22 protein-coding genes are annotated in these 20,512 nt (G+C 29.3%); 21 read left to right on the forward strand and 1 reads right to left on the reverse strand.

Translation table 11 applies throughout. The features are described 5' to 3' along the window. Position 1: 1 nt before the first annotated feature. The 15 genes from gmk to ACU68U_RS05420 all read left to right on the forward strand — a co-directional run bounded on the left by gmk (position 2) and on the right by ACU68U_RS05420 (position 14,221). The gene (gene gmk / locus ACU68U_RS05350) at positions 2–589 is read left to right on the forward strand and encodes a guanylate kinase (protein ID WP_094203558.1); all 588 of its coding nucleotides are present in this window, start codon (positions 2–4) and stop codon (positions 587–589) included. Further along, positions 582–779, forward strand: coding sequence for a DNA-directed RNA polymerase subunit omega (rpoZ, locus tag ACU68U_RS05355; protein WP_094203559.1), 198 nt, complete (start codon positions 582–584; stop codon positions 777–779). The genes gmk and rpoZ overlap by 8 nt, the downstream gene beginning before the upstream one ends. Further along, on the forward strand, positions 772–1,938 hold the full coding sequence (gene coaBC, locus ACU68U_RS05360) for a bifunctional phosphopantothenoylcysteine decarboxylase/phosphopantothenate--cysteine ligase CoaBC (RefSeq protein WP_154271156.1): 1,167 nt from the start codon (positions 772–774) through the stop codon (positions 1,936–1,938). The genes rpoZ and coaBC overlap by 8 nt, the downstream gene beginning before the upstream one ends. A gap of 6 nt (positions 1,939–1,944) precedes the next feature. After that, a complete protein-coding gene (gene priA, locus ACU68U_RS05365) occupies positions 1,945–4,314 on the forward strand; it encodes a primosomal protein N' (RefSeq protein WP_446762879.1) in 2,370 nt (789 codons plus the stop codon). Between the two features lie 8 nt (positions 4,315–4,322). Next, positions 4,323–4,811: a peptide deformylase gene (def, locus tag ACU68U_RS05370; RefSeq protein WP_154271155.1), complete on the forward strand. Its 489-nt coding sequence runs from the start codon at positions 4,323–4,325 to the stop codon at positions 4,809–4,811. Further along, a complete protein-coding gene (gene fmt / locus ACU68U_RS05375; RefSeq protein ID WP_154271154.1) occupies positions 4,801–5,733 on the forward strand; it encodes a methionyl-tRNA formyltransferase in 933 nt (310 codons plus the stop codon). The genes def and fmt overlap by 11 nt, the downstream gene beginning before the upstream one ends. A gap of 9 nt (positions 5,734–5,742) precedes the next feature. Continuing rightward, on the forward strand, positions 5,743–6,426 hold the full coding sequence (locus ACU68U_RS05380) for a zinc metallopeptidase (RefSeq protein WP_154271153.1): 684 nt from the start codon (positions 5,743–5,745) through the stop codon (positions 6,424–6,426). Between the two features lie 114 nt (positions 6,427–6,540). Beyond that, on the forward strand, positions 6,541–7,812 hold the full coding sequence (gene rsmB / locus ACU68U_RS05385) for a 16S rRNA (cytosine(967)-C(5))-methyltransferase RsmB (RefSeq protein ID WP_094207063.1): 1,272 nt from the start codon (positions 6,541–6,543) through the stop codon (positions 7,810–7,812). Between the two features lie 49 nt (positions 7,813–7,861). After that, complete coding sequence (rlmN, locus tag ACU68U_RS05390) at positions 7,862–8,911, forward strand: 23S rRNA (adenine(2503)-C(2))-methyltransferase RlmN (protein WP_446762880.1); 1,050 nt, start codon at positions 7,862–7,864, stop codon at positions 8,909–8,911. Then, positions 8,908–9,645, forward strand: a complete 738-nt coding sequence (locus ACU68U_RS05395; RefSeq protein WP_446762881.1) for a Stp1/IreP family PP2C-type Ser/Thr phosphatase — start codon at positions 8,908–8,910, stop codon at positions 9,643–9,645. Before rlmN ends, ACU68U_RS05395 begins: the two co-directional genes overlap by 4 nt. Further along, positions 9,635–11,518, forward strand: a complete 1,884-nt coding sequence (pknB, locus tag ACU68U_RS05400; protein ID WP_094207066.1) for a Stk1 family PASTA domain-containing Ser/Thr kinase — start codon at positions 9,635–9,637, stop codon at positions 11,516–11,518. Before ACU68U_RS05395 ends, pknB begins: the two co-directional genes overlap by 11 nt. Continuing rightward, on the forward strand, positions 11,508–12,386 hold the full coding sequence (gene rsgA / locus ACU68U_RS05405) for a ribosome small subunit-dependent GTPase A (RefSeq protein WP_094207067.1): 879 nt from the start codon (positions 11,508–11,510) through the stop codon (positions 12,384–12,386). The genes pknB and rsgA overlap by 11 nt, the downstream gene beginning before the upstream one ends. Continuing rightward, a complete protein-coding gene (gene rpe, locus ACU68U_RS05410; protein ID WP_094207068.1) occupies positions 12,386–13,036 on the forward strand; it encodes a ribulose-phosphate 3-epimerase in 651 nt (216 codons plus the stop codon). Before rsgA ends, rpe begins: the two co-directional genes overlap by 1 nt. A 16-nt stretch (positions 13,037–13,052) precedes the next feature. Then, on the forward strand, positions 13,053–13,592 hold the full coding sequence (thiT, locus tag ACU68U_RS05415) for an energy-coupled thiamine transporter ThiT (RefSeq protein ID WP_094207069.1): 540 nt from the start codon (positions 13,053–13,055) through the stop codon (positions 13,590–13,592). Then, on the forward strand, positions 13,589–14,221 hold the full coding sequence (locus tag ACU68U_RS05420) for a thiamine diphosphokinase (RefSeq protein ID WP_094207070.1): 633 nt from the start codon (positions 13,589–13,591) through the stop codon (positions 14,219–14,221). The genes thiT and ACU68U_RS05420 overlap by 4 nt, the downstream gene beginning before the upstream one ends. Positions 14,222–14,250: 29 nt before the next feature. Here the strand turns inward: ACU68U_RS05420 and rpmB are convergent, their stop codons facing one another. After that, a complete protein-coding gene (rpmB, locus tag ACU68U_RS05425) occupies positions 14,251–14,466 on the reverse strand; it encodes a 50S ribosomal protein L28 (RefSeq protein ID WP_002836298.1) in 216 nt (71 codons plus the stop codon). A gap of 179 nt (positions 14,467–14,645) precedes the next feature. Here rpmB and ACU68U_RS05430 point away from each other — a divergent pair, with 179 nt between their 5' ends. The 6 genes from ACU68U_RS05430 (at position 14,646) to ACU68U_RS05455 (ending at position 20,368) form a co-directional block, all read left to right on the forward strand. Then, positions 14,646–15,008 (forward strand): Asp23/Gls24 family envelope stress response protein, encoded by a 363-nt coding sequence (locus tag ACU68U_RS05430; protein WP_002836299.1) that lies wholly within the window; start codon positions 14,646–14,648, stop codon positions 15,006–15,008. An 8-nt stretch (positions 15,009–15,016) separates the two neighbouring features. Continuing rightward, a complete protein-coding gene (locus ACU68U_RS05435) occupies positions 15,017–16,642 on the forward strand; it encodes a DAK2 domain-containing protein (protein ID WP_094207071.1) in 1,626 nt (541 codons plus the stop codon). An 89-nt stretch (positions 16,643–16,731) separates the two neighbouring features. After that, complete coding sequence (recG, locus tag ACU68U_RS05440; protein WP_446762882.1) at positions 16,732–18,768, forward strand: ATP-dependent DNA helicase RecG; 2,037 nt, start codon at positions 16,732–16,734, stop codon at positions 18,766–18,768. Between the two features lie 8 nt (positions 18,769–18,776). Next, on the forward strand, positions 18,777–19,337 hold the full coding sequence (gene rsmD / locus ACU68U_RS05445; RefSeq protein WP_002836302.1) for a 16S rRNA (guanine(966)-N(2))-methyltransferase RsmD: 561 nt from the start codon (positions 18,777–18,779) through the stop codon (positions 19,335–19,337). Continuing rightward, positions 19,330–19,818, forward strand: coding sequence for a pantetheine-phosphate adenylyltransferase (gene coaD / locus ACU68U_RS05450; protein WP_094224630.1), 489 nt, complete (start codon positions 19,330–19,332; stop codon positions 19,816–19,818). The genes rsmD and coaD overlap by 8 nt, the downstream gene beginning before the upstream one ends. Before the next feature lie 76 nt (positions 19,819–19,894). Next, positions 19,895–20,368: a hypothetical protein gene (locus ACU68U_RS05455; RefSeq protein ID WP_035109473.1), complete on the forward strand. Its 474-nt coding sequence runs from the start codon at positions 19,895–19,897 to the stop codon at positions 20,366–20,368. The last annotated feature ends 144 nt before the right edge of the window (positions 20,369–20,512 follow it).

Below are 20,512 nucleotides of genomic sequence, written 5' to 3' on the forward strand. Positions count from 1 at the left end.
TATGAGAGACGGATTTTTATTAGTTGTTTCTGGCCCATCGGGAGTTGGTAAAGGAACTGTTTGTGAAAAATTAATATCACAAAAAAATGATATTGTATATTCTGTATCAGCTACAACAAGGAAGAAGAGACCCTATGAAATAGACGGAGAAAATTATTATTTCTTGAGCTTGGATGAGTTTAAGAAGAAAATCGAACAAGGAGATTTCATTGAATATGCTAATGTGCACAATAACTATTATGGAACTCCAAAATCATTTGTTTTTGATCAAATAAATAAAGGAGAAATAGTTATTCTAGAAATTGATGTTCAGGGTGCATTAAAAGTAAAAGAAAACTATCCAGAAGCTGTTTTTGTTTTCATTCTTCCGCCGGATTTGATTGAACTTAGAAGAAGAATTGAAGGCAGAAATACAGAAGATGAAGAAACAATTAATATTAGAATGCAAAACGCCAAGAAAGAATTGAGTTTTATTGATGAATATGATTATGCAGTTATCAATGAAGATGTCGATGAAACTGTAAAAAATATTGAAACTATAATTGATGCAGAAAAATTTAGAGTTGTAAAAGGAGAAAAATATGATTAATCCATCATTTAAAAAATTATCAGAAATAAACAATAGTAGATATGCACTTTGTGTAATGGTAAGCAAAAGAGCAAGAATGTTAATAGATGGCAAAGACACAAAACTAAAGAAAGCAAAAGCTCAACCAGTTACTACAGCTTTAGAAGAAGTTATGGAAAAAAAGGTTTGGGAAAACAAATCAAATGAATAAAAATATTCTTTTAGGTGTTACTGGAGGAATTGCTATTTACAAGGTTGTAGATGTTGTAAGTAGACTAAAAAAACTTGACTATAATATCAAAATAATTATGACTGATTCAGCTTGTGAATTTGTAAGTCCAATGACTTTTGAAACAATTGGCAAATGCGATGTAAAAAACAAAATGTTTCATAATAATTCACACAAGGTTGTTGAACATATAGAGCTTGCAAAATGGGCAGATTTGTTTTTGATTGCACCTGCTAGTGCAAATACGATGGCTAAAATAAATTATGGTATCGCGGACGATTTGTTATCATCTACCGCGCTAGCATATACCAAGCCAATAATGTTTTGTGTAAGTATGAATACCAATATGTTGAATAATCCTGCGACACAAAAAAACATAGAAGATTTGAAACAAAAAAAACACTTAATTGTAGATTCAAATAGTGGAATGCTTGCTTGTAATACAGAAGGAAACGGAAGATTAAAAGAACCTTGGGAAATTGTTGAAGAAGTTGAAAAATACTTTTGCGAAAAAGATTTACAAGGTAAGAAAATTTTGATTACTGCAGGAGCAACAGTTGAAAGAATTGATCCTGTACGATATATAACGAATGATTCCAGTGGTAAAATGGGATATTCGATTGCTAAGAAAGCTTGTATGAGAGGAGCCGATGTAACAATTATTTCTGGAAAAACAACAGCAGAAAATCCATATGGTATTGAAAACATAAAAGTGGAGTCTGCAATTGAAATGAAAGAAAAAATTGAAAGTTATATTGACGACTTTGACTGTTTAATTATGGCGGCAGCTGTAAGTGATTTTAAAGTAAAGAACAGAAAAGATTTAAAAATAAAAAAACAAGATGGCATTAATTCTTTAGAATTAGAAGAAAACCCAGATATTTTAAAATCATTAAATAAAAAAGATAATCAAATCTTTATTGGATTTGCCGCAGAAACAAATAATTTATTAGAAAATGCTAAGAAAAAGTTAGATAAAAAAAATCTAGATTTTATAGTATTAAACGATGTATCAAAAAAAGACATTGGATTTAATTCAGAATATAATAAGGTAACTATAATCAGCAAAGATAATATATTAGAAATTGATAAGGACACAAAGTTAAATATCGCAGATAAGATATTGGATTTGATAAAGTAGGTAAACATGTATATTGATGTTATTTTTAGAAACAAATCGAAGATGACTAACAGGCTATACTCATATTATTCAAGTGAAGATGTCGAAGTTGGAATGAGAGTTATAGTCCATTTTGGCAAATCAAATATTAATAAATTAGCGTTAGTGGTTAGAATTAATGATAACCCTAGAAAAGATATTGATTACAAAGAAATAATATCAGTAGTAGACTTGAATCCTATTGTAACACAAGAATCCATCGATATTGCTTTTTTCATGGTTGATAAATATTTAAGCGATTTTAGCTCTGCTTTTCAAACTATTTTGCCGCCTGGAAACTTTGAAGAATTAAAAGAATATTTCACTGCAAATGATAAACTACTGAATGTAGATGAAGATTTGTACAATATTCTTAAAACCAAGAAAGAATATTCAGAAATTAAAGAAATTTCAGACATTAGCCATAAAAAGCTAATGGAATATGTAAAATCTGATTTTTTGAAAATGGATTTAGTATATGATCAACAAATCACACCAAAGCTATTGAAATACGTCAAACTTATAGATGATAATCCAGTTATTTCAAAAAGAGCAAATGCTCAACAAAAAATAGTTGATATGCTAAAAACTAAAAAGAACATACTTTATAGTGAGCTTTTAGCGAAAACTAATACGACTTCAAGTGTAGTAAAAGCACTTGAAGATAAGAAAATTGTTGAAATTTACTTCAAAGAAGTTGACAGAGTTGTCGTCGACGATACTAGAACTTATCAAAAAATAAAACTAAATTCACAGCAAGAAAAAGCCTATAATTCGATTTTAGAAAATCAATTTAATTTGTTACATGGTGTAACGGGTAGTGGTAAAACTGAAGTGTATTTGCATTTGGTTGAAAAAATGTTAAATGAAGGTAAAGATAGCATAGTTCTGGTTCCAGAAATATCATTGACTCCGCAGACTATTGAAAGGTTTGAGGGTAGGTTTCCAGGAAAAGTTGCGATAATTCACTCTAAGCTAAATGTTAACGAAAAATTCGAACAATTTCGAAAAATGTATAATGGAGAATATAAAATAGTAGTTGGAGCTAGAAGTGCTGTATTTTCTCCGTTTAAAAATTTAGGATTGATAATAATAGATGAAGAGCACGAAACAAGTTATGTAAGTGAAAAAAATCCTAAATACAACGCTATTGATATTTCCAGATTTAGAGCAGAATATAATGGTGCAAAGCTTTTATTGGGTTCAGCAACTCCTGGAGTTGAAGAATACAGCAAAGCTTTAAAAGGTGAGTACAATCTTATTCAAATGAATAAAAGAGCTAATGATACAAACCCTGTTGAATGCACGATTGTAGATATGAGAAAAGAACTTGAAACTGGAAACATGAGAATGTTCAGTAAAGTTCTACTCAATAAAATTCAAAATAATTTAAACAACAAAAAACAAACTATTTTGTTTTTAAACAAGAGAGGGCACACTTCTTTTATTTCGTGCAGAAGATGTGGATATGTACTAAAATGTGATAGCTGCGATGTTTCCATGACATATCATAAAACAAAAAATAGGTTGATTTGTCACATGTGTGGAAGAACAGCTCTAAAGCCGAAAGTATGCCCAAACTGTGGCTCGAAATTTATAAAAGAGTTTGGAGCGGGTACTCAAAAATTAGAAGAAGAAACTAGAGAGCTTTTTCCTAATGCACGAATTGCACGAATGGATAGAGACACTACGAACACAAAAAAAGATTACAAAAAAATCTATGATATGATGAATAATCAAGAAATAGATATATTAATCGGGACGCAAATGTTGTCGAAAGGATTTGATTTTCCAAATGTTACATTAGTCGGAGTAATGGCTGCAGATATTAGTTTAAACTTAGGAGATTACAAATCTAATGAAAAAACTTTTCAATTGATAACTCAAGTAGCTGGAAGAGCAGGAAGAGCAGAATATGAAGGAGATGTGATTATTCAAACATATAAGCCTGATAATTTTGCTATAACATCGGCGGCACTTCATGATTATAAGATGTTTTATGAAAAGGAGATAAAGCTAAGAAAATCATTTAATTATCCTCCTTTTTTCAGAATATTAAATATCAATATTTCCAGTAAAAACAGAAATGTTGCTATGAAAAAAATCAATGAAGTTTCAAATTACGTTGCTGCCCTTATCAGAAGATACAAACTATCTACAACATTAATAAATGGGCCTCATCCTTCTCCAATAGAGAGAATTAATAATATGTACAGGTTTGATTTGTACTATAAATTCCCTAATGGAGAGGATAAAATAATAGAAATAATAAAAAAAGTTTTAATAAACAATGAATACAATATTAACTTAGAGGGAATAACGCTTAAAATAACATTAGATCCTCAAAGTTATTTTTAGGAGATAAAATGGCATTAAGACAAATAAGATTAGAAAATGATCCAATCTTGAGAAAAAAATCAAGAGAGGTTGAAAAAATAGATGATAGAATCAAACAAATCGTAGATGATATGTTTGAAACAATGTATGAAAATAAAGGAATAGGATTGGCTTGTGTACAAGTAGGAATGCTTAAGCGAATAGTAGTAATAGACATGCAAGATGAAGACGGTAAAATGGTTCTAATAAATCCTAGAATCGTAGAAAGATCAGATGAAAAGCAAATTAATGTTGAAGGTTGTTTGTCAGTTCCTGGTAAAAATGGATATGTTGAAAGACCTAAGATTGTTACTGTAGAATACACAGACTTGGACGGAAACGTTCAAAGGAAAACAGGCACTGATTACAAAGCACATTGTTTTTGTCATGAATTAGATCATTTAGATGGCGTATTGTACACTGATAAAGTATTGAATCTTTCTGATGAAGAGATTGAGAGATTAAATAATGAAAAATAAAATTGTATTTGCGGGATCTCCAGATTTTGCAGTTGAGAGTTTGCAAAGATTATATGATAACCCAAATAACGAAATTCAATTAGTGATATCACAACAAGATAAAAAACGAAATAGAAATAAGTTTTCACCTACGGCAGTTAAAAAAAGAGCTATGGATTTGGGAATAGAGGTTATTACTCCACAAAATATAAATGACGATGAAGTTTTTAATCTATTAGATAGACTTAATCCTGATTTTATTGTGGTGGTAGCTTATGGTCAATTAATCAAAAAAAGAATACTGGATAGGTTTAAAAACAAGATTTTAAATGTTCACGCATCAATTTTGCCCAAATACAGAGGAGCTTCTCCGATAAATTACTCTCTAATAAATGGCGATAAAGAATCCGGTGTAAGTATAATGTTAGTTGAACAAGGACTTGATACTGGGGATGTTTTAGCTGTAGATAAAATTAAGCTTAACAAAGAAATTATGCTTGAAGAATTGCACGATAAATTAATGATAATGGGTGCTGACTTAATAGATAAAGTTATCAATGATTATAAAAAATATTTCGATTCAAGAGAAAAACAAAATGAAAATGAAGCATCTACAGTAGGCAAAATTCAAAAATCTATGGGTGAAATTAATTTTAATGAAAAAGCAGATGTAATTTACAATAAATTTAGAGGATTGACTCCTTGGCCAGGTTTGTTTTTTAAATTAAACGATAAAACTGTAAAAGTTCACAATATCAACATAATAGAACAATATAATGATAATAAGAATGGAGAAGTTGTAAAAGTAGATAAGAATGGGATTAAAGTTGCTTGTGAAGATGGATTTATAGTTATCACAAGATTACAACTTCCAAATAAAAAACCTCTTAACGTTAGCGAATATTTGAATGGAAATTCATTTGAAGAGGGAATAATTTTGTAGGAGGAATCATTGTTTAATTTTTATTATGATAGAACTATGCTACTTTTGATTCCGGCTTTGATATTAGCATTTTACTCACAAATCAAAGTCACTCATACTTTTGATAAGTATAAGAAAATTACAAATTCAAAAGGATTGACTGGAAAAGAAATGGCAAGAGTTTTGCTTGATTACGAAGGTTTGTCTGATATAGAAATAGTAAATGTTCAAGGAAGCTTGACTGATTACTATGATTCATCAAAAAAAGTTTTGGCTTTATCAGATGCAGTGTATAATAGTCAGTCGATTTCTGCAGTTTCTGTAGCAAGTCACGAAGTAGGTCATGCGATTCAAGACAAGGAAAATTATGGTTTCTTGAGATTTAGAGAATCTTTGTTTCCTGTTGTGAATTTCGCATCGAAATCAGTATGGATTTTAATTTTACTTGGATTTATGTTTAGTATGAGACCATTAGTAGAATTTGGAATTATTTTATTCTCAGCGACTGTTTTGTTCCAATTAGTTACATTACCTGTTGAGTTTGATGCTAGTAGTAGAGCTATACGAGCTTTATCAAATGGACTATTGACTGATGATGAAATAGAACCTGCGAAACAAGTTTTAAAAGCAGCTGCATTAACTTATATTGCAAGTGCTTTGGTTTCACTGTTACAATTGGTAAGATTAGTATTGATATCAAGAGATAGAGATTAAAAATTAATGTAGATTGAACCTAAGGTTAATCCTTCTAGGTTCAATTTTTTTATTTTTGCTGTTTTAGTGTAAAATATATTATGTAATTAAAATAATTAAAAGAAATGAGAGATTATGAATATTAGAAACGAAATAATTAATATTACCAATTCAATTAATAATAAATCGGGATACTCTTCTGAATTATTAAAGACTTATGATTATGGTGATTTGGACAAGAGAGATATCGCTTACATTAAAAGGTGTGTATTTACAGAAATAGAAAATAGATTTTTCATAGATTATGTAATATCTAAGTGCAGCGATTTGGAATTAAATAAGCTTGATAAAATTGTTCTGGAAATCTTGCGAATGGCAACTACGGAAATACTATTTATGAAAACAGCTGATTATGCTGTAGTTGACGAAGCAGTAGAATTGGCTAACAACTTAACACATTATAAAGATTATGTTAATGCTGTTCTAAGGGAGGTTTGCAGGATTAATTTGGATGAGGAAGATTTAGGAGATGAAATTAAATTCTCCATAAACAAAGAATTACTTAAGATGTTGAACAAATCTTATTCAAAAAAAACTGTAAAAAAACTTCTCAAATCTTTCTTTTACAAATCTGATTTTGTAATTAAACAAAATAAAATAAAGGAGAATAATTTAAAAACAAATTTAGAAAATCAGGGATTCGTATTAGAAGAACATCCTTTTTTAAAAGATAGTTTTATCGTAAGAAATCCTGAATCGATAATAGATACGAACGAATTTAAAGAAGGTAAATTTATTATCCAAGATGGTTCTTGTAGTTTGTGCGCAGAGGTTTTAGAGCCAATGGAGAACTCCGTAGTTCTTGATATTTGTGCAGCTCCTGGGTCAAAATCATGCAACATTCAAGAAATAACAAATAATCAATCGATTATTTACTGTAATGATATTAATAATAATAAAATAGATAGAATAAAAGAAAATGTATATAAATGTGGAGTTGAAAATGTTCAATATATGAATTTTGATGCAACTATTTTACAAGAAGATTTGATAAATAAATTTGATAGAATTCTTGTGGATGCACCATGCTCTGCAACTGGTGTTATCAATAAAAATCCAGAGATAAAGTTATTCAGAACGAAAAAAGATGTAGAAGATTTGGTTGGAATCCAAAGAAGAATTCTTGAAAATTGTGAAAAATATTTAAAAAAAGACGGCATCTTAGTATATTCTACATGTTCTCTTTTAAAAGAAGAGAACGAAGAAAATGTGGATTATATTGAAAACAAATTAAATTTAAAAAGAGAAGATATTGATTTTTATGGAGATAAAAATGAATTTATAAAACTTATGCCTTTCCAAAAAGGAACACAGGGATTTTTCATTTCAAAGTTTGTAAAAGACTAATAGATTACAAAACTTGAGATTTTTGATATAATTTAGATTGGTGAATAATATGCAAAATAAAATTGTCTTGGAAAATATGACTGTCGATGAACTGAAAGAATTTTTTGTGAATAATGGAGAAAAATCTTTCAGAGCGTTGCAGTATTTTCAAGCTATTCATAAAAATAGAATATTCAATCCTAATAATATGACTAATTTTTCTAATGATTTAAGAGAAAAACTAGACAACTACAATGATATAAAAAATTGTTCTATTATCAAAAGGATTGATTCAAAATTAGACAACACGAAAAAATATCTTATAGAGTTGAGTGATGGTAATATCGTAGAAACGGTGTTTATGGAATATAAAACTCACACTTCAATATGTTTATCAACACAAATTGGTTGTAAAATGGGATGCAAATTTTGTGCATCGACAAAGAAAAGTTTCGTAAGAAATTTACAACCTTATGAGATGTGTGCTCAGATATATTTGGTAGAAAATGATTTGGGTATACGAATCAATAATATGGTTTTAATGGGCATAGGGGAACCATTAGATAATTACGATAATGTTATAAGGTTTATCGATTTGATTACAGACAAAGAAGGACAAGATATGTCTATTCGAAATATAACATTATCTACATGTGGATTAGTAGATAAAATAATTAAACTTGCAGATGGAAATATAGGGATAAACATAACTATTTCACTTCATAATCCATTTGATAATGAGAGAAATCAGCTAATGCCTATTGGAAACAAATACTCAATTGAAGAAATTCTAGATGCTTGTGACTATTATTTTGATAAAACCAAAAGGCGAATTGGATTTGAGTATACGGTAATCGAAAGTGTAAATGATTCAAAAAAATATATGGACAAGCTAGTCGATTTATTAAAAAATAGAAATTGTCTTTTGAACTTAATAACATTAAATCCTATTGAAGAATTTAATCAAAAATCTCCAGATAGAAACAAGATGATGGAATTTATGAATTACATGAATAAAAACAATGTTAATACTACAATAAGAAGAAAACAGGGCATTGATATTGAAGGAGCCTGTGGACAATTAAGAATTAACAATATGACTAAAAGAGGTGTGAAATGAAATATGCTTCAAGCACAGATATCGGATTGGTAAGAAAGCTTAATGAAGATTATCATATGAATTATATTACAGATGATTTTAGCTTGCTAGTTGTGTGCGACGGAATGGGTGGACATAAAGCTGGTGAAGTTGCAAGCAAAAAAGCTGTCGAAACTGTTATAAACTACGTAAAAGAAAATGAAAATGAAAAAGATTACGAGAATACACTGATAAAAGCGATTACTTTAGCAAATGAGGAAGTTTACAAAGATAGTGAAAATAATTCTGAACATAGAAATATGGGCACAACGATAGTTGCTTGTTTAGTTTATGATGATAATGCTATTGTCGCAAATGTTGGAGACAGTAGATTGTACTTATACAGGGATGGAGAATTAAAGCAAATTACCATAGATCATTCTCTTGTGAATGATTTATTATCATCTGGAACTATAACTGAAGAAGAGGCCTTAGATTTTGCACAAAAAAATGTTATTACAAGATCTTTAGGAATTCAAGATACTGTAGATATCGACATTTTTAATATTAAACTTATCAAAGATGATTTGATATTAATGTGCACAGATGGTTTGACTTCACAATTAGAAAATGAGGATATTGTTGATAATATTAAAAAAGAAACAGATTTGGATAAAATAACTCAAAATCTGATTGATGAAGCAAATGATATCGAAGGTATTGATAATATAACTATTACGCTTTATTTATATGAAGGGGAAAATTATGATAGGTAAAGTTTTAGGCGATAGATACGAGATAATAGAAGAAGTAGGCGTTGGCGGTATGGCCAAAGTGTACAAAGCTTTGGACACTGTTTTAAACCGATATGTCGCTGTGAAAGTATTAAAAAATGAATATATGGAAGACCAAGATTTTCTGAGAAAATTTGCAATGGAGGCACAATCTGCTGCATCTTTGACGCACGCTAATATAGTAAGTGTGTTCGATGTTGGAAGTTCGTATGTTGATGGTCGTAAATATAATTACATTGTAATGGAATATGTAGATGGTAAGACTTTAAAAGATATAATTGATGAAAAACAAATTCTGCCGATTGAAGATATTGTAAATTATGGTGTTCAAATAGCAAGTGCTTTAGAATGTGCTCATAAAAATGGAATTATTCACAGAGACATTAAACCACATAATATGTTAATTGATAAATCTAACAATTTAAAAGCTACAGATTTTGGCATTGCAAGAATTTCTTCGTCTGCAACATTGACATATACTTCAACTGTTTTGGGAACTGTTCATTATATTTCACCAGAACAAGCAAAGGGTAAATTTATTGATGAGAAAAGTGATATATATTCATTAGGTGTTGTATTGTATCAAATGGCTACAGGAGAAGTACCATTTGATGCACCAAATGCTGTTGGAATTGCATTGAAACATATTCAAGATCCATTGGTGCCACCTATAAATCTTCGTCATGATTTACCACAAGGTCTTAATGATATAATAGTTAAAGCGATGGCAAAAGATCCCAATGATAGATTTAAATCAGCTACAGAATTGAAAGAAATGTTGAGAAATTATCAAAACTATTCTTCTGATTTATATCAAAAAACTACTAAAAATCCAATAATTAAAGAAAATGATGAACAACCTGAAGTAAAAGAAGCAGTTTATAAAACGCCTAAACAATCTTCTACAAAAGATAATAAAAATAAATCCAAAAAATTTATGTGGATTCTATTGCCTATAGTTTTAGCAGCTTTGGTATTTATTGCAATTATATTTGGCAAGAAATATATAAACAAGAATAAGCAAGACCTAGTTTTAGTTCCTGCGTTAACTGGTTTAACGGAAACCGAAGCTTTAAATAAAGCTAAGGCTAATAATTTAATTGCTGTTGTTTCAGAATATAAGACTGAAAGTAATGTTGAACCAGGAAAAGTATTAGAACAAGATCCTGAATCCAGTACAGAAGTGAAAAAAGGAACTATTATAAAATTAGTTGTAAGCAAAGGCGAGGAACAGGTGTCTGTACCTAATTTATCCAATATGACTATTGAAAATGCTAAAATTCAACTAAATAAATTAGGCTTAGAAATTGGTGAAATAACTAAAGAAAACAGCGATAATTTTGAAGCTGGAAAAATTATGCAACAACATCCAGATTCAGGAACTAGCATAAATAAAGACTCGAAAGTTGATGTTGTAATTTCTTTAGGTAAAAAAGAAGAACTAGTAGAGATGGTTGATTTAATAGGAGCGGATATAAGTCAAGCTAGTAATAAATTAAAATCAATCGGACTAAATATAGGAAATATTGAAAAGAAATTTAGCAATTCATATGATACAAATCAAGTTATATGGCAACAATATGATGCTGGAAAGAAACTAAAAAAAGATAGTTCAATTGATGTTATAATCAGTAAAGGGAAAAAAGAACCTGAAATGATTGATAAAATATTCAGAATAAGTAAACCTGTAGAAAAAGGAATTTACACAGTAACTATTAAAGATGAAACTGAAAATAATATAATATATGAAGAAAATCATAATGCTTCTGAAGGAGATATCAGAATTAAAGTAAAAGTAAAACCTAATAATGATATTAAAGTCTATATTAATGGAGAATTAGTTAATGTCGGATAAAACAGGTGTTATTACGAAAATTCAAAGGGAATTATTCTATGTAAGCGTTGGAAACGAAGTGTATCCTTCGAAGGCAAAGGGGAATTTTAGGAACAAGAAAATAACTCCAGTTGTAGGCGATAAAGTAGATATAAACGTAGAAAATGGTCTTGGATTTATTTTAAAAATACATCCAAGATCTGTGCTTTTGCACCGCCCTGAAGTGAGTAATATAGATAAATGTTTCGTTCTAAGTAGCATTAAGTCACCTAATATTAATCTAATGTTACTAGACAAATATCTATTAATGATTGAGAAAAATAGCATTGATTGCGTCATTGTATTTAATAAGTCTGATTTGGTATCTGAAGATGAGAAAAAATTTTATGCTGATATATACAGAAATATCGGCTATAAAGTAATATTTAACTCAAATGAATCTTCAATCACTAATGAAGAATTATTAAATGAATTCAGAAATCATATCAATTGTGTTATTGGTCCCAGCGGGGCGGGAAAATCCAGTACTTTAAAAAAATTATTTCCAAGTGAGGATTTTATTTCTGGTAAAATAAGTGCTAAAACTCAGAGAGGAAAGCAAACGACAAGACACATTGAAATTAAAATGGTAGATGACAATACTTACGTTTTAGACACACCGGGTTTTAGTTCTTTTGATTTGTCTTTTTTAGATGACAAATCTGAAATTAAAAATAATTTTGTAGAATTTAAAAAAAATAGTTTGAGATGTAAGTTCAATAATTGTGATCACATTAATGAACCAAAATGTGAAATAAAAAGACTTGTTGAAATTGGAGAAATATCCCAGAGTAGATATGATAATTATTTGAAGATAGTTGAAGAATACAAAAAAATTAGGAGGTATTAATGGCTAATTTAAGTCCGTCTTTGTTGGCGTGTAACTTTTTTGAGTTAGAAAAAAACTTAGATATACTAAAAAATAAGGGAATAAAATATTTGCATTTGGATGTTATGGACGGAAATTTTGTGCCAAATATTTCTTTTGGTCCAGCAGTTATAAAACAAATAAGAGAAAAATATCCGGACTTTATTCTTGATTGTCACTTGATGGTTAACAAACCAGAAAATATTATAGATGACATTTTGAATGCCGGAGCTGATATAATTACTTTTCATCCAGAAGCAACTTTTCATCCACATAGGATTATTCAAACTGTTCATAAAGCTGGAAAAAAATGTGGATTAGCACTTAATCCATCCACAGGATTGGAATGTTGTGATTATATTATTGATGATTTGGATATAATACTTGTAATGAGTGTAAATCCAGGCTTTGGAGGACAATCCTTTATAGAGAGTCAATATTCAAAAATAAAAGATGCAAGAAAAATGATAGAAACATCAAAAAAAGATATTTTACTGGAAGTTGATGGAGGAGTGAAAACTTCTAATGTCGATAAAGTGTTAGAATCTGGAGCTAATCTAATTGTAAGTGGTTCAGATGTTTTTAATCATGACATAGAATCGCAACTAGATATTTACAATCAAAAATTATAGTTAAAAGGAGGATATCTTGAATAAAAATTTGAGATTTATGGTTGAAGGGGCAATTACTTTAGCTTTGACAGCTGTACTAAATAGCATTGTTATTTTTAAAATGCCAAGAGGAGGATCTGTTTCCCTAGCGGGATATGTTCCGATTTTATTGTTTGGACTAAGATGGGGGCTAAAACCAGGGATTGTAATTGGATTAATGTATGGAGTTTTGGATAGCTTTGTTGATCCTTATGTTATCCACCCAATACAATATATACTAGATTATCCAATAGCTTATATGGCTTTAGGATTATCAGGGTTAGGATGTAATGAAGAAACTTTGAGTGGCAAAATTAATTATAAAATGATTTTAGCATGTATATTCGCTATTTTAATGAGAGGAGTAGCTGCGATTTTAAGTGGTTATGTATTTTTCAAAGACACATTGCCAACAGATATTCCTGCATTACTAGGATCATTCTTATATAACATCACCTACATTGTTCCTAATGGAATTATAGCTATAGTTGTCATATTAATTTTAATTAAACCTGTATCAAAGGTAAGTAAAAAATGATTGGTTTGATTTGTTGCGCAGGGGAATTATCTGATAAGAATCTTTTTGAAGAATATTATGAAAAATCAGACTTTAAAATAGCTGTAGATGGTGGAACAAAATATTTCACAGATTATCATAAAGATTTTGATTTCGCTATAGGAGATTTTGACTCTATAAATAATGAGGACAAAATTTTTCTAGAAGAAAACAACAAGATTTTTGAAAAATATAATTGCAAAAAAGATTTTACTGATTTTGAAGCCGCAATAAATATATTAATCGAAAAGAACTGTAATACAATATATGCTTTTGGGGCAACAGGAACCAGATTAGATCACACAATGTCGAATTTAATTTATTCAAAAAAATGCTATGAAAAAGGAATTGAACTTATATTTATTGGTAACAATAATATAATTAAATTCTTAGGAGAAAGCACAGAATGTGTTATGAGATATGACTATATTTCCATTGTAGTTTTATCGAATAGTGGAATGAAAATTAGGTTAAATGGTTTTGAATACGACAGCGAATTTTTAGATGTTGATTTTTGTTCAACATTGACGATTAGTAATAAAATAAAAAATAAAAAAGCATATATAGAATTAATAGAGGGATATGGCCTTTTAATTGATTCTAGAGATTAAAAAAGAGTCGAAGTTTTCGACTCTTTGTTTTATTCTTCTTCTGTTGTTTTGATAAATTGAGGTCTTTCAACTAAACCTGATCTTAAGCATCTAGTGCATACATTGATTCTTTTTGGTTTGCCATCGACTAAAGCTCTAACTTTTCTGATGTTAGGTGCCCAGCTTCTATTTGAAGATCTTAAAGAAAATGATCTATTATTTCCGAAAGTTCTTGATTTACCACAAATTTCACATTTTTTGGACATAATTACACCTCCTGGTTCTTTTTCAAATGTCTCTTGATATTATAGCATATTTTAAAACTGAATTTCAAGCTTTTAGAGCTAAAATATGTTATAATAATATAGTATTAATATGTAAATTAGAATCTTAAACATTAAAAGAGTATAATATAATTAATTAGGTATCACAAATAGGAGGTAATATGACTACTAAAATTGATAACGAATATGGTTCAATATTAATATCAGATAATATCGTTAGAACTATTGCTAGTGAAACAGCTATGACTTGTTACGGGATTGTTGGACTAGCTTATAAAAATTTATCAGACGGATTTTTAATGTTACTCAATAAAGACAATATGAGTAAGGGAGTAAAAGTTTATACAAAAAATAATAAAATTGTAATAGATTTAACTGTAGTTTTGGAATATGGTACCAAAATTGCTGTGGTTTGCCAAAATATTATTGATACAGTTAAATATAGTGTAGAAAACAAAACTGGTCTTGAAGTAGAATGTGTTAATGTTCTTGTTCAAGATATGAGAATAAACGAAGAAAAATAGGGGGCACAATGAAGAATGACGCAACACTGTTCAAGAATTGCCTTCTAGCGGGATTTAAGAACTTAGAAAATAAAAGAGAAATAGTAAATAGCTTAAATGTTTTTCCAGTTCCAGATGGAGATACTGGCACTAATATGACATTGACAATTAAATCAGCTATTTCTAAAGTCAATGGCGTAACTGATTTGAGTATTGCAAATTTAGCTAAAGCCATGAGTGATGGTTCTCTTATGGGAGCTAGAGGAAATTCTGGTGTAATTACTTCTCAAATCATGAGAGGTTTTTATAATGGATTTAAAGATTATACTGAATTTAATATATTTGCATTAAGAGATGGATTTGTTGAAAGTTATAAAACTGCATACAAAGCTGTAATGAAACCAACAGAAGGAACAATTCTTACAGTTTCTAGATGTATGGGTGAGTTTGCTGATCAAAACTACCAAAATTATGAAGATATTAAAGAATTTTTGACAGATATTATATCTGAAGGTAACAAGGCACTTCTTAAAACTAAAGAAATGTTACCTGTTTTGAAAGAAGCCGACGTAGTTGATGCAGGTGGACAAGGTTTAATGTTATTCTTAGAAGGCGTTTTAAATTACGATAATGAAAAATTGATTTCCGAAACAGTAATTGACGAATCTTCTAGAACTATTAATGAAAATACGAATGTTGTATCAGATGAAGAAATAGAATTCGGATATTGTACTGAATTTTTTATAATGACTGATGCAGATGAAAATTCATATAGATCAAAATTAGAAAACTTTGGGGATTGTTTACTAGTTGTAAAAGGTGATGGAGTAATCAAAACTCATATTCATACTAATAATCCTGGTAAAGTTTTAGAAATTGCCATGGAATTAGGTGCTCTAAGAGATATCAAAATAGATAATATGAGATTGCAACATCAAAACTTGCATTCTACTGAAGAAGAAATTAGTCAAGCTTCTACAAAACCTTCAGAACCAGAAAAAGATTTTGGATTTGTGGTTGTTAGCAGTGGTAAAGGATTCAGTAAAGTTTTCGATATGTTAAATGTTGATGAAGTGATTACTGGTGGACAAACAATGAATCCTTCAACTGAAGATATAGTTAATTCTATAGAAAAAGTTAATGCAAAGACAGTTTTTGTATTTCCTAACAATAAGAACATCATATTATCAGCTAATCAAGCAAAACAAATAGTTGATAAAGAAGTATTTGTTGTAGAGACAAAAGCCGTACCACAATCTATTTCGGCTCTTTTAGCATTCAATGAAGAAGCAAGTGCAGAAGAAAACTTTGATAGTTTTAACGATGTAATAGCAACAGTTAAGACTGGTGAAGTTACTTTTGCGGTAAAAGATTTAAATATGTCAGATATTAAAGTAAAGAAAGATGACATTATCGGTCTTGATCAAAAGAATATCAGAGCGGTTGGTAATGATATTAATAAAGTTTCAATGGATTTATTGAGACAACTAATTCAAAAAGACGATTCATTGGTTACAATTTATTACGGTGAAGGCTGTGATGAAATGGTTGCTAATAAGTTGAAGGATACTTTGGAAGAAGAATATAAAAACATTGATATTGAGGTTGTCGAAGGATCTCAACCTTTATATTACTATGTATTTTCAATAGAATAACTCCTTACAAATAATTACAGATAATAGATCGATTTTCATCGGTCTATTATTTGTATGTTTAATGTAGGGATTTTTTTGTGTGGTGAGTTATGCAATTATCAGAAGTAAAAGGAATAGGAAAGAAAAAATTAGAAGTTTTAAACTCAATGGGTATTTTTGATGCTAATGATTTATTGAATTATTTCCCGTATAGGTACGAAAATAGATCAATAATAAAAAATATAATAGATATACGAGATGAAGAAAGCTGCGTTATAAAAGTCAAATTTATTTCAAAGCCTGTAACTAAATATCTTAGAAGAAATTTAAACTTAACATCTGCTATTGCTTTTGACGATACTTCTAAAATAAGTGTGTCATGGTTTAATCAGCCTTTTATCAGAAATCAAATTTTACCAAACACTACCTACTATTTGTATGGGAAAATAAATAGAGTTCAAAATCAATTCAAGATATCGTCACCAATTTTGAGTAAAACTTTTGGTGGAAAATTGGGCATTATTTATCCAATTTACAAAGTAAGAAAAGGCGTTACAAATAATGATATGATTAAATTCATTGATTTTGCTATTAAACATTGTATTGATGAAATTAAAAATGTTATTCCTTATAGTATGATTAAAAACTACGATATTGAGAACAAAAGAAATGCAATAAAAAACATACACAAGCCTGTGGATTATGCACAATTTAAACGAGCCAGGACAGCGCTTGTTCTTGAAGAAGTTATTATAATGCAATTGGCAATGAAATCAATGAAGACAACACTAAACGAACAAAATTATATAAAATTTCAAACTGACGAAAGCATGGATCTTTTCATACAGTCTTTAAAATTTGAACTTACAAAAGGACAGTTAGAAGCAATTAGAGATATTGAAAGTGATATGACATCTGAAAAGAGAATGAATAGATTGGTTCAAGGAGATGTAGGAAGTGGAAAGACAATAGTAGCTGAAGCAGCGATATTCAAATCATATTCAAGTGGTTATCAATCAGCTTTTATGGCTCCTACGGATATTTTAGCGACACAACATTATGAAAACTTATCGGATGATTTTTCAAAATTTGGGTTAAAAGTTTGTTTATTAAAATCTGATTTAACAAAATCGGAAAAAGATTCTGTTGTAGAAGGAATAAAGTCGGGTTATTTTGATGTCATAGTTGGTACGCATGCAATAATACAAGATTTTGTGGAATTTAAAAAGCTTGGACTCGTAATTACCGATGAGCAACATAGATTTGGTGTAGGGCAAAGAAAGAAAATTTCAGACAAGGGACAAAATCCAGATGTTCTTGTGATGACAGCTACTCCAATTCCAAGAACTTTAGCACTTTCTTACTATGGGGATTTGGATATATCAACAATAAATGAAATGCCTAAAGGCAGAAAAGTAATAGAAACATATTCTGTTGGATTTAGTTATGAAAAAAGAATAGCAGCTTTTATCAGAAAACAAGTTGAAAATGGGTTTCAAGCTTATGTTGTGTGTCCATTGATAGAAGAATCTGAAGCATTGGATTTAGAGAATGTAACAGAACTTTACAATAAGTTATCTAGTGAATATTTTTCTGATATAAATGTTGGAATGTTACACGGTAAAATGAAATCTTCGGAAAAAGAAGAAATTATGAAAGATTTTGTAGACGGGAATACAAAAATATTGGTATCTACAACAGTTATTGAAGTTGGCGTTAATGTCAAAAAAGCAAATGTAATTGTTATATATAATGCAGAAAGATTTGGACTTTCACAACTTCATCAATTAAGAGGTAGAGTGGGCAGATCTTCAGATCAATCTTATTGTATTCTTATCAACAATGCACATTCTGATGAACAAATGGAAAGAATGAATATTATGGTTAAGACGAACAGCGGATTTGAACTATCACAAAAGGATTTGATGATGAGAGGTAGTGGTGATTTGTTAGGAACTAGACAATCAGGAATACCACTTCTAAACATAGCAGATCTAGAAAAAGACTATGATTTGATAGAAAAAGCTGCTGTGATAACTGAGTATATATATACGAATGATTTATGCGAAACTAAAGAATATATGTATTTGGATGAAGAAATTAATAAGTTTAAAGATAAATTACTAGAAAATGTTATTTTTAATTGAGGTGAGAAATGAAAGTTATTTCAGGAAAAATGAGAGGTATGAACTTAAATACCGATTTAGATAGATTTACAAGACCGACAGAAGGTAAAATAAAAGAGGCTATATTTAGCGTGATTTTTCAAGTAAAACCTAATTCCAAAGCATTAGATTTATTTGCAGGAAGTGGCGCAGTTGGTATAGAGTTCATAAGTCGTGGATGTGATTTAGTAGTATTTAGTGAAGCTTCTAATGATAATATAAAATGCATCAATGAAAATATTGAGCATACAAAATCACAGGAATTCGCAAAAGTCTTTAAAGGTGATTTTAAGAAAAATTTATTGAATATCAGAAGACAAGGATTAAAATTTGATTATGTTTTTATCGATCCGCCTTATGAAAGATTAAATTATTACAAAGAATCCATTCAAATGCTCATAGATAATGATCTTTTAAATGATGATTGTCTTGTTATATTAGAATCCGAAAAAGAATTGTCTGATGAATATTTCAAAAATTTGAAATTAGAAAAACAAAAACAATATGGTAAAAAGAAGAATATATATTTTTTGAGGAATGATAATGAATAAAACAAAGGTATTATATCCGGGTAGTTTTGATCCAATTACGAATGGACACATGGATATTATTGAAAGAAGTGCAAAAATTTTTGAAGAAGTAAATGTAGCTGTTGTAAAAAACATTCAAAAGAAAAGTACATTTTCTCTTGAACAAAGAGTTTCGATGATTAAAAAATCTTGTAGCCATTTATCTAATGTAAGAGTTCATCAATTTGAAGGATTGACTGTAGATTTTGCAAAACAAATAGGATGTAGTACAATTATAAGGGGACTACGTGCTGTTAGTGATTTTGAATCAGAAATGCAAATGTCTTTGGCTAATAAGAAATTAAATAATGAATTAGAAACATTGTTTTTAGTTGCAGATGGCAAATATGCATTTCTTTCGTCTTCTATAGTAAGAGAGATAGCTTCCTACGGCGCTGATATATCAGAACTTGTTCCTGAAAATATCATTGAAGATATAAAGGATAAATTTAACGATAAATAAATGCTTTATCTTGAATTAATTTGATATTTTTATTATAATAATTGTAAGAATAATTAGCTCAATGCAGGAGGGTTACATGGATATTATTAAGTTAATAGAAGAAATGGAAGACATACTTGATGAAGCATCAACAGTTCCATTTTCTAAAAAAGTTATGGTTGAAAGAGAAGAACTTCTATCAGTTTTAAAAGATATGAGAGAAAATTTACCAGAAGAAATCAAACAAGCTCAATGGACTAATGCTGAAAAGAATAGAATTATTGATGAAGCTAACAGAGAATCTGAAAATATTAGAACTCAAGCTTACAAAGAAGCAGAAAAAATAGACCAAGAAGCTCGAAACAGATTTGAAACAATGGTAAATGAACACGATGTTACTATTGCAGCTCAAAAAAATGCAGAAGAAATTACTTCTCAAGCTGAAAACAATGCTAGACTATTAAAGAGTCAATCTATCCAATATATCGATGAAATGTTGGAAACAACTCAAGACAAATTGAACAATCTATTGGAAGAATTACAAGAAAACAGAAATGAATTAAAAGGCTAAAAAAAAGCTTGGTAGTTTGAACTGACCCCCAAAAGTTAGACCAAAAAACTAACTAAAGGAGGTCAGTTTTTTAATGGCAAAATATAGTACAGAATTCAAAACGAAAGTGGTAAAAGAGTATTTAGAATCTAATACCTCATATAA

It is taken from the genome of Finegoldia sp. P3-F-LR, from assembly GCF_052932165.1.

What these genes read in the sequence shown, in the direction of transcription:
- coaD (WP_094224630.1), top strand. Translation starts at nt 19,330, where the DNA reads ATGAATAAAACAAAGGTATTATATCCGGGTAGTTTTGATCCAATTACG.
- ACU68U_RS05430 (WP_002836299.1), top strand. Translation starts at nt 14,646, where the DNA reads ATGACTACTAAAATTGATAACGAATATGGTTCAATATTAATATCAGAT.
- rpoZ (WP_094203559.1), top strand. Translation starts at nt 582, where the DNA reads ATGATTAATCCATCATTTAAAAAATTATCAGAAATAAACAATAGTAGA.
- def (WP_154271155.1), top strand. Translation starts at nt 4,323, where the DNA reads ATGGCATTAAGACAAATAAGATTAGAAAATGATCCAATCTTGAGAAAA.
- ACU68U_RS05455 (WP_035109473.1), top strand. Translation starts at nt 19,895, where the DNA reads ATGGATATTATTAAGTTAATAGAAGAAATGGAAGACATACTTGATGAA.
- rlmN (WP_446762880.1), top strand. Translation starts at nt 7,862, where the DNA reads ATGCAAAATAAAATTGTCTTGGAAAATATGACTGTCGATGAACTGAAA.
- recG (WP_446762882.1), top strand. Translation starts at nt 16,732, where the DNA reads ATGCAATTATCAGAAGTAAAAGGAATAGGAAAGAAAAAATTAGAAGTT.
- ACU68U_RS05420 (WP_094207070.1), top strand. Translation starts at nt 13,589, where the DNA reads ATGATTGGTTTGATTTGTTGCGCAGGGGAATTATCTGATAAGAATCTT.
- pknB (WP_094207066.1), top strand. Translation starts at nt 9,635, where the DNA reads ATGATAGGTAAAGTTTTAGGCGATAGATACGAGATAATAGAAGAAGTA.
- priA (WP_446762879.1), top strand. Translation starts at nt 1,945, where the DNA reads ATGTATATTGATGTTATTTTTAGAAACAAATCGAAGATGACTAACAGG.
- coaBC (WP_154271156.1), top strand. Translation starts at nt 772, where the DNA reads ATGAATAAAAATATTCTTTTAGGTGTTACTGGAGGAATTGCTATTTAC.
- ACU68U_RS05395 (WP_446762881.1), top strand. Translation starts at nt 8,908, where the DNA reads ATGAAATATGCTTCAAGCACAGATATCGGATTGGTAAGAAAGCTTAAT.
- gmk (WP_094203558.1), top strand. Translation starts at nt 2, where the DNA reads ATGAGAGACGGATTTTTATTAGTTGTTTCTGGCCCATCGGGAGTTGGT.
- rsgA (WP_094207067.1), top strand. Translation starts at nt 11,508, where the DNA reads ATGTCGGATAAAACAGGTGTTATTACGAAAATTCAAAGGGAATTATTC.
- rsmB (WP_094207063.1), top strand. Translation starts at nt 6,541, where the DNA reads ATGAATATTAGAAACGAAATAATTAATATTACCAATTCAATTAATAAT.
- fmt (WP_154271154.1), top strand. Translation starts at nt 4,801, where the DNA reads ATGAAAAATAAAATTGTATTTGCGGGATCTCCAGATTTTGCAGTTGAG.
- ACU68U_RS05435 (WP_094207071.1), top strand. Translation starts at nt 15,017, where the DNA reads ATGAAGAATGACGCAACACTGTTCAAGAATTGCCTTCTAGCGGGATTT.
- rpe (WP_094207068.1), top strand. Translation starts at nt 12,386, where the DNA reads ATGGCTAATTTAAGTCCGTCTTTGTTGGCGTGTAACTTTTTTGAGTTA.
- rsmD (WP_002836302.1), top strand. Translation starts at nt 18,777, where the DNA reads ATGAAAGTTATTTCAGGAAAAATGAGAGGTATGAACTTAAATACCGAT.
- rpmB (WP_002836298.1), bottom strand. Translation starts at nt 14,466, where the DNA reads ATGTCCAAAAAATGTGAAATTTGTGGTAAATCAAGAACTTTCGGAAAT.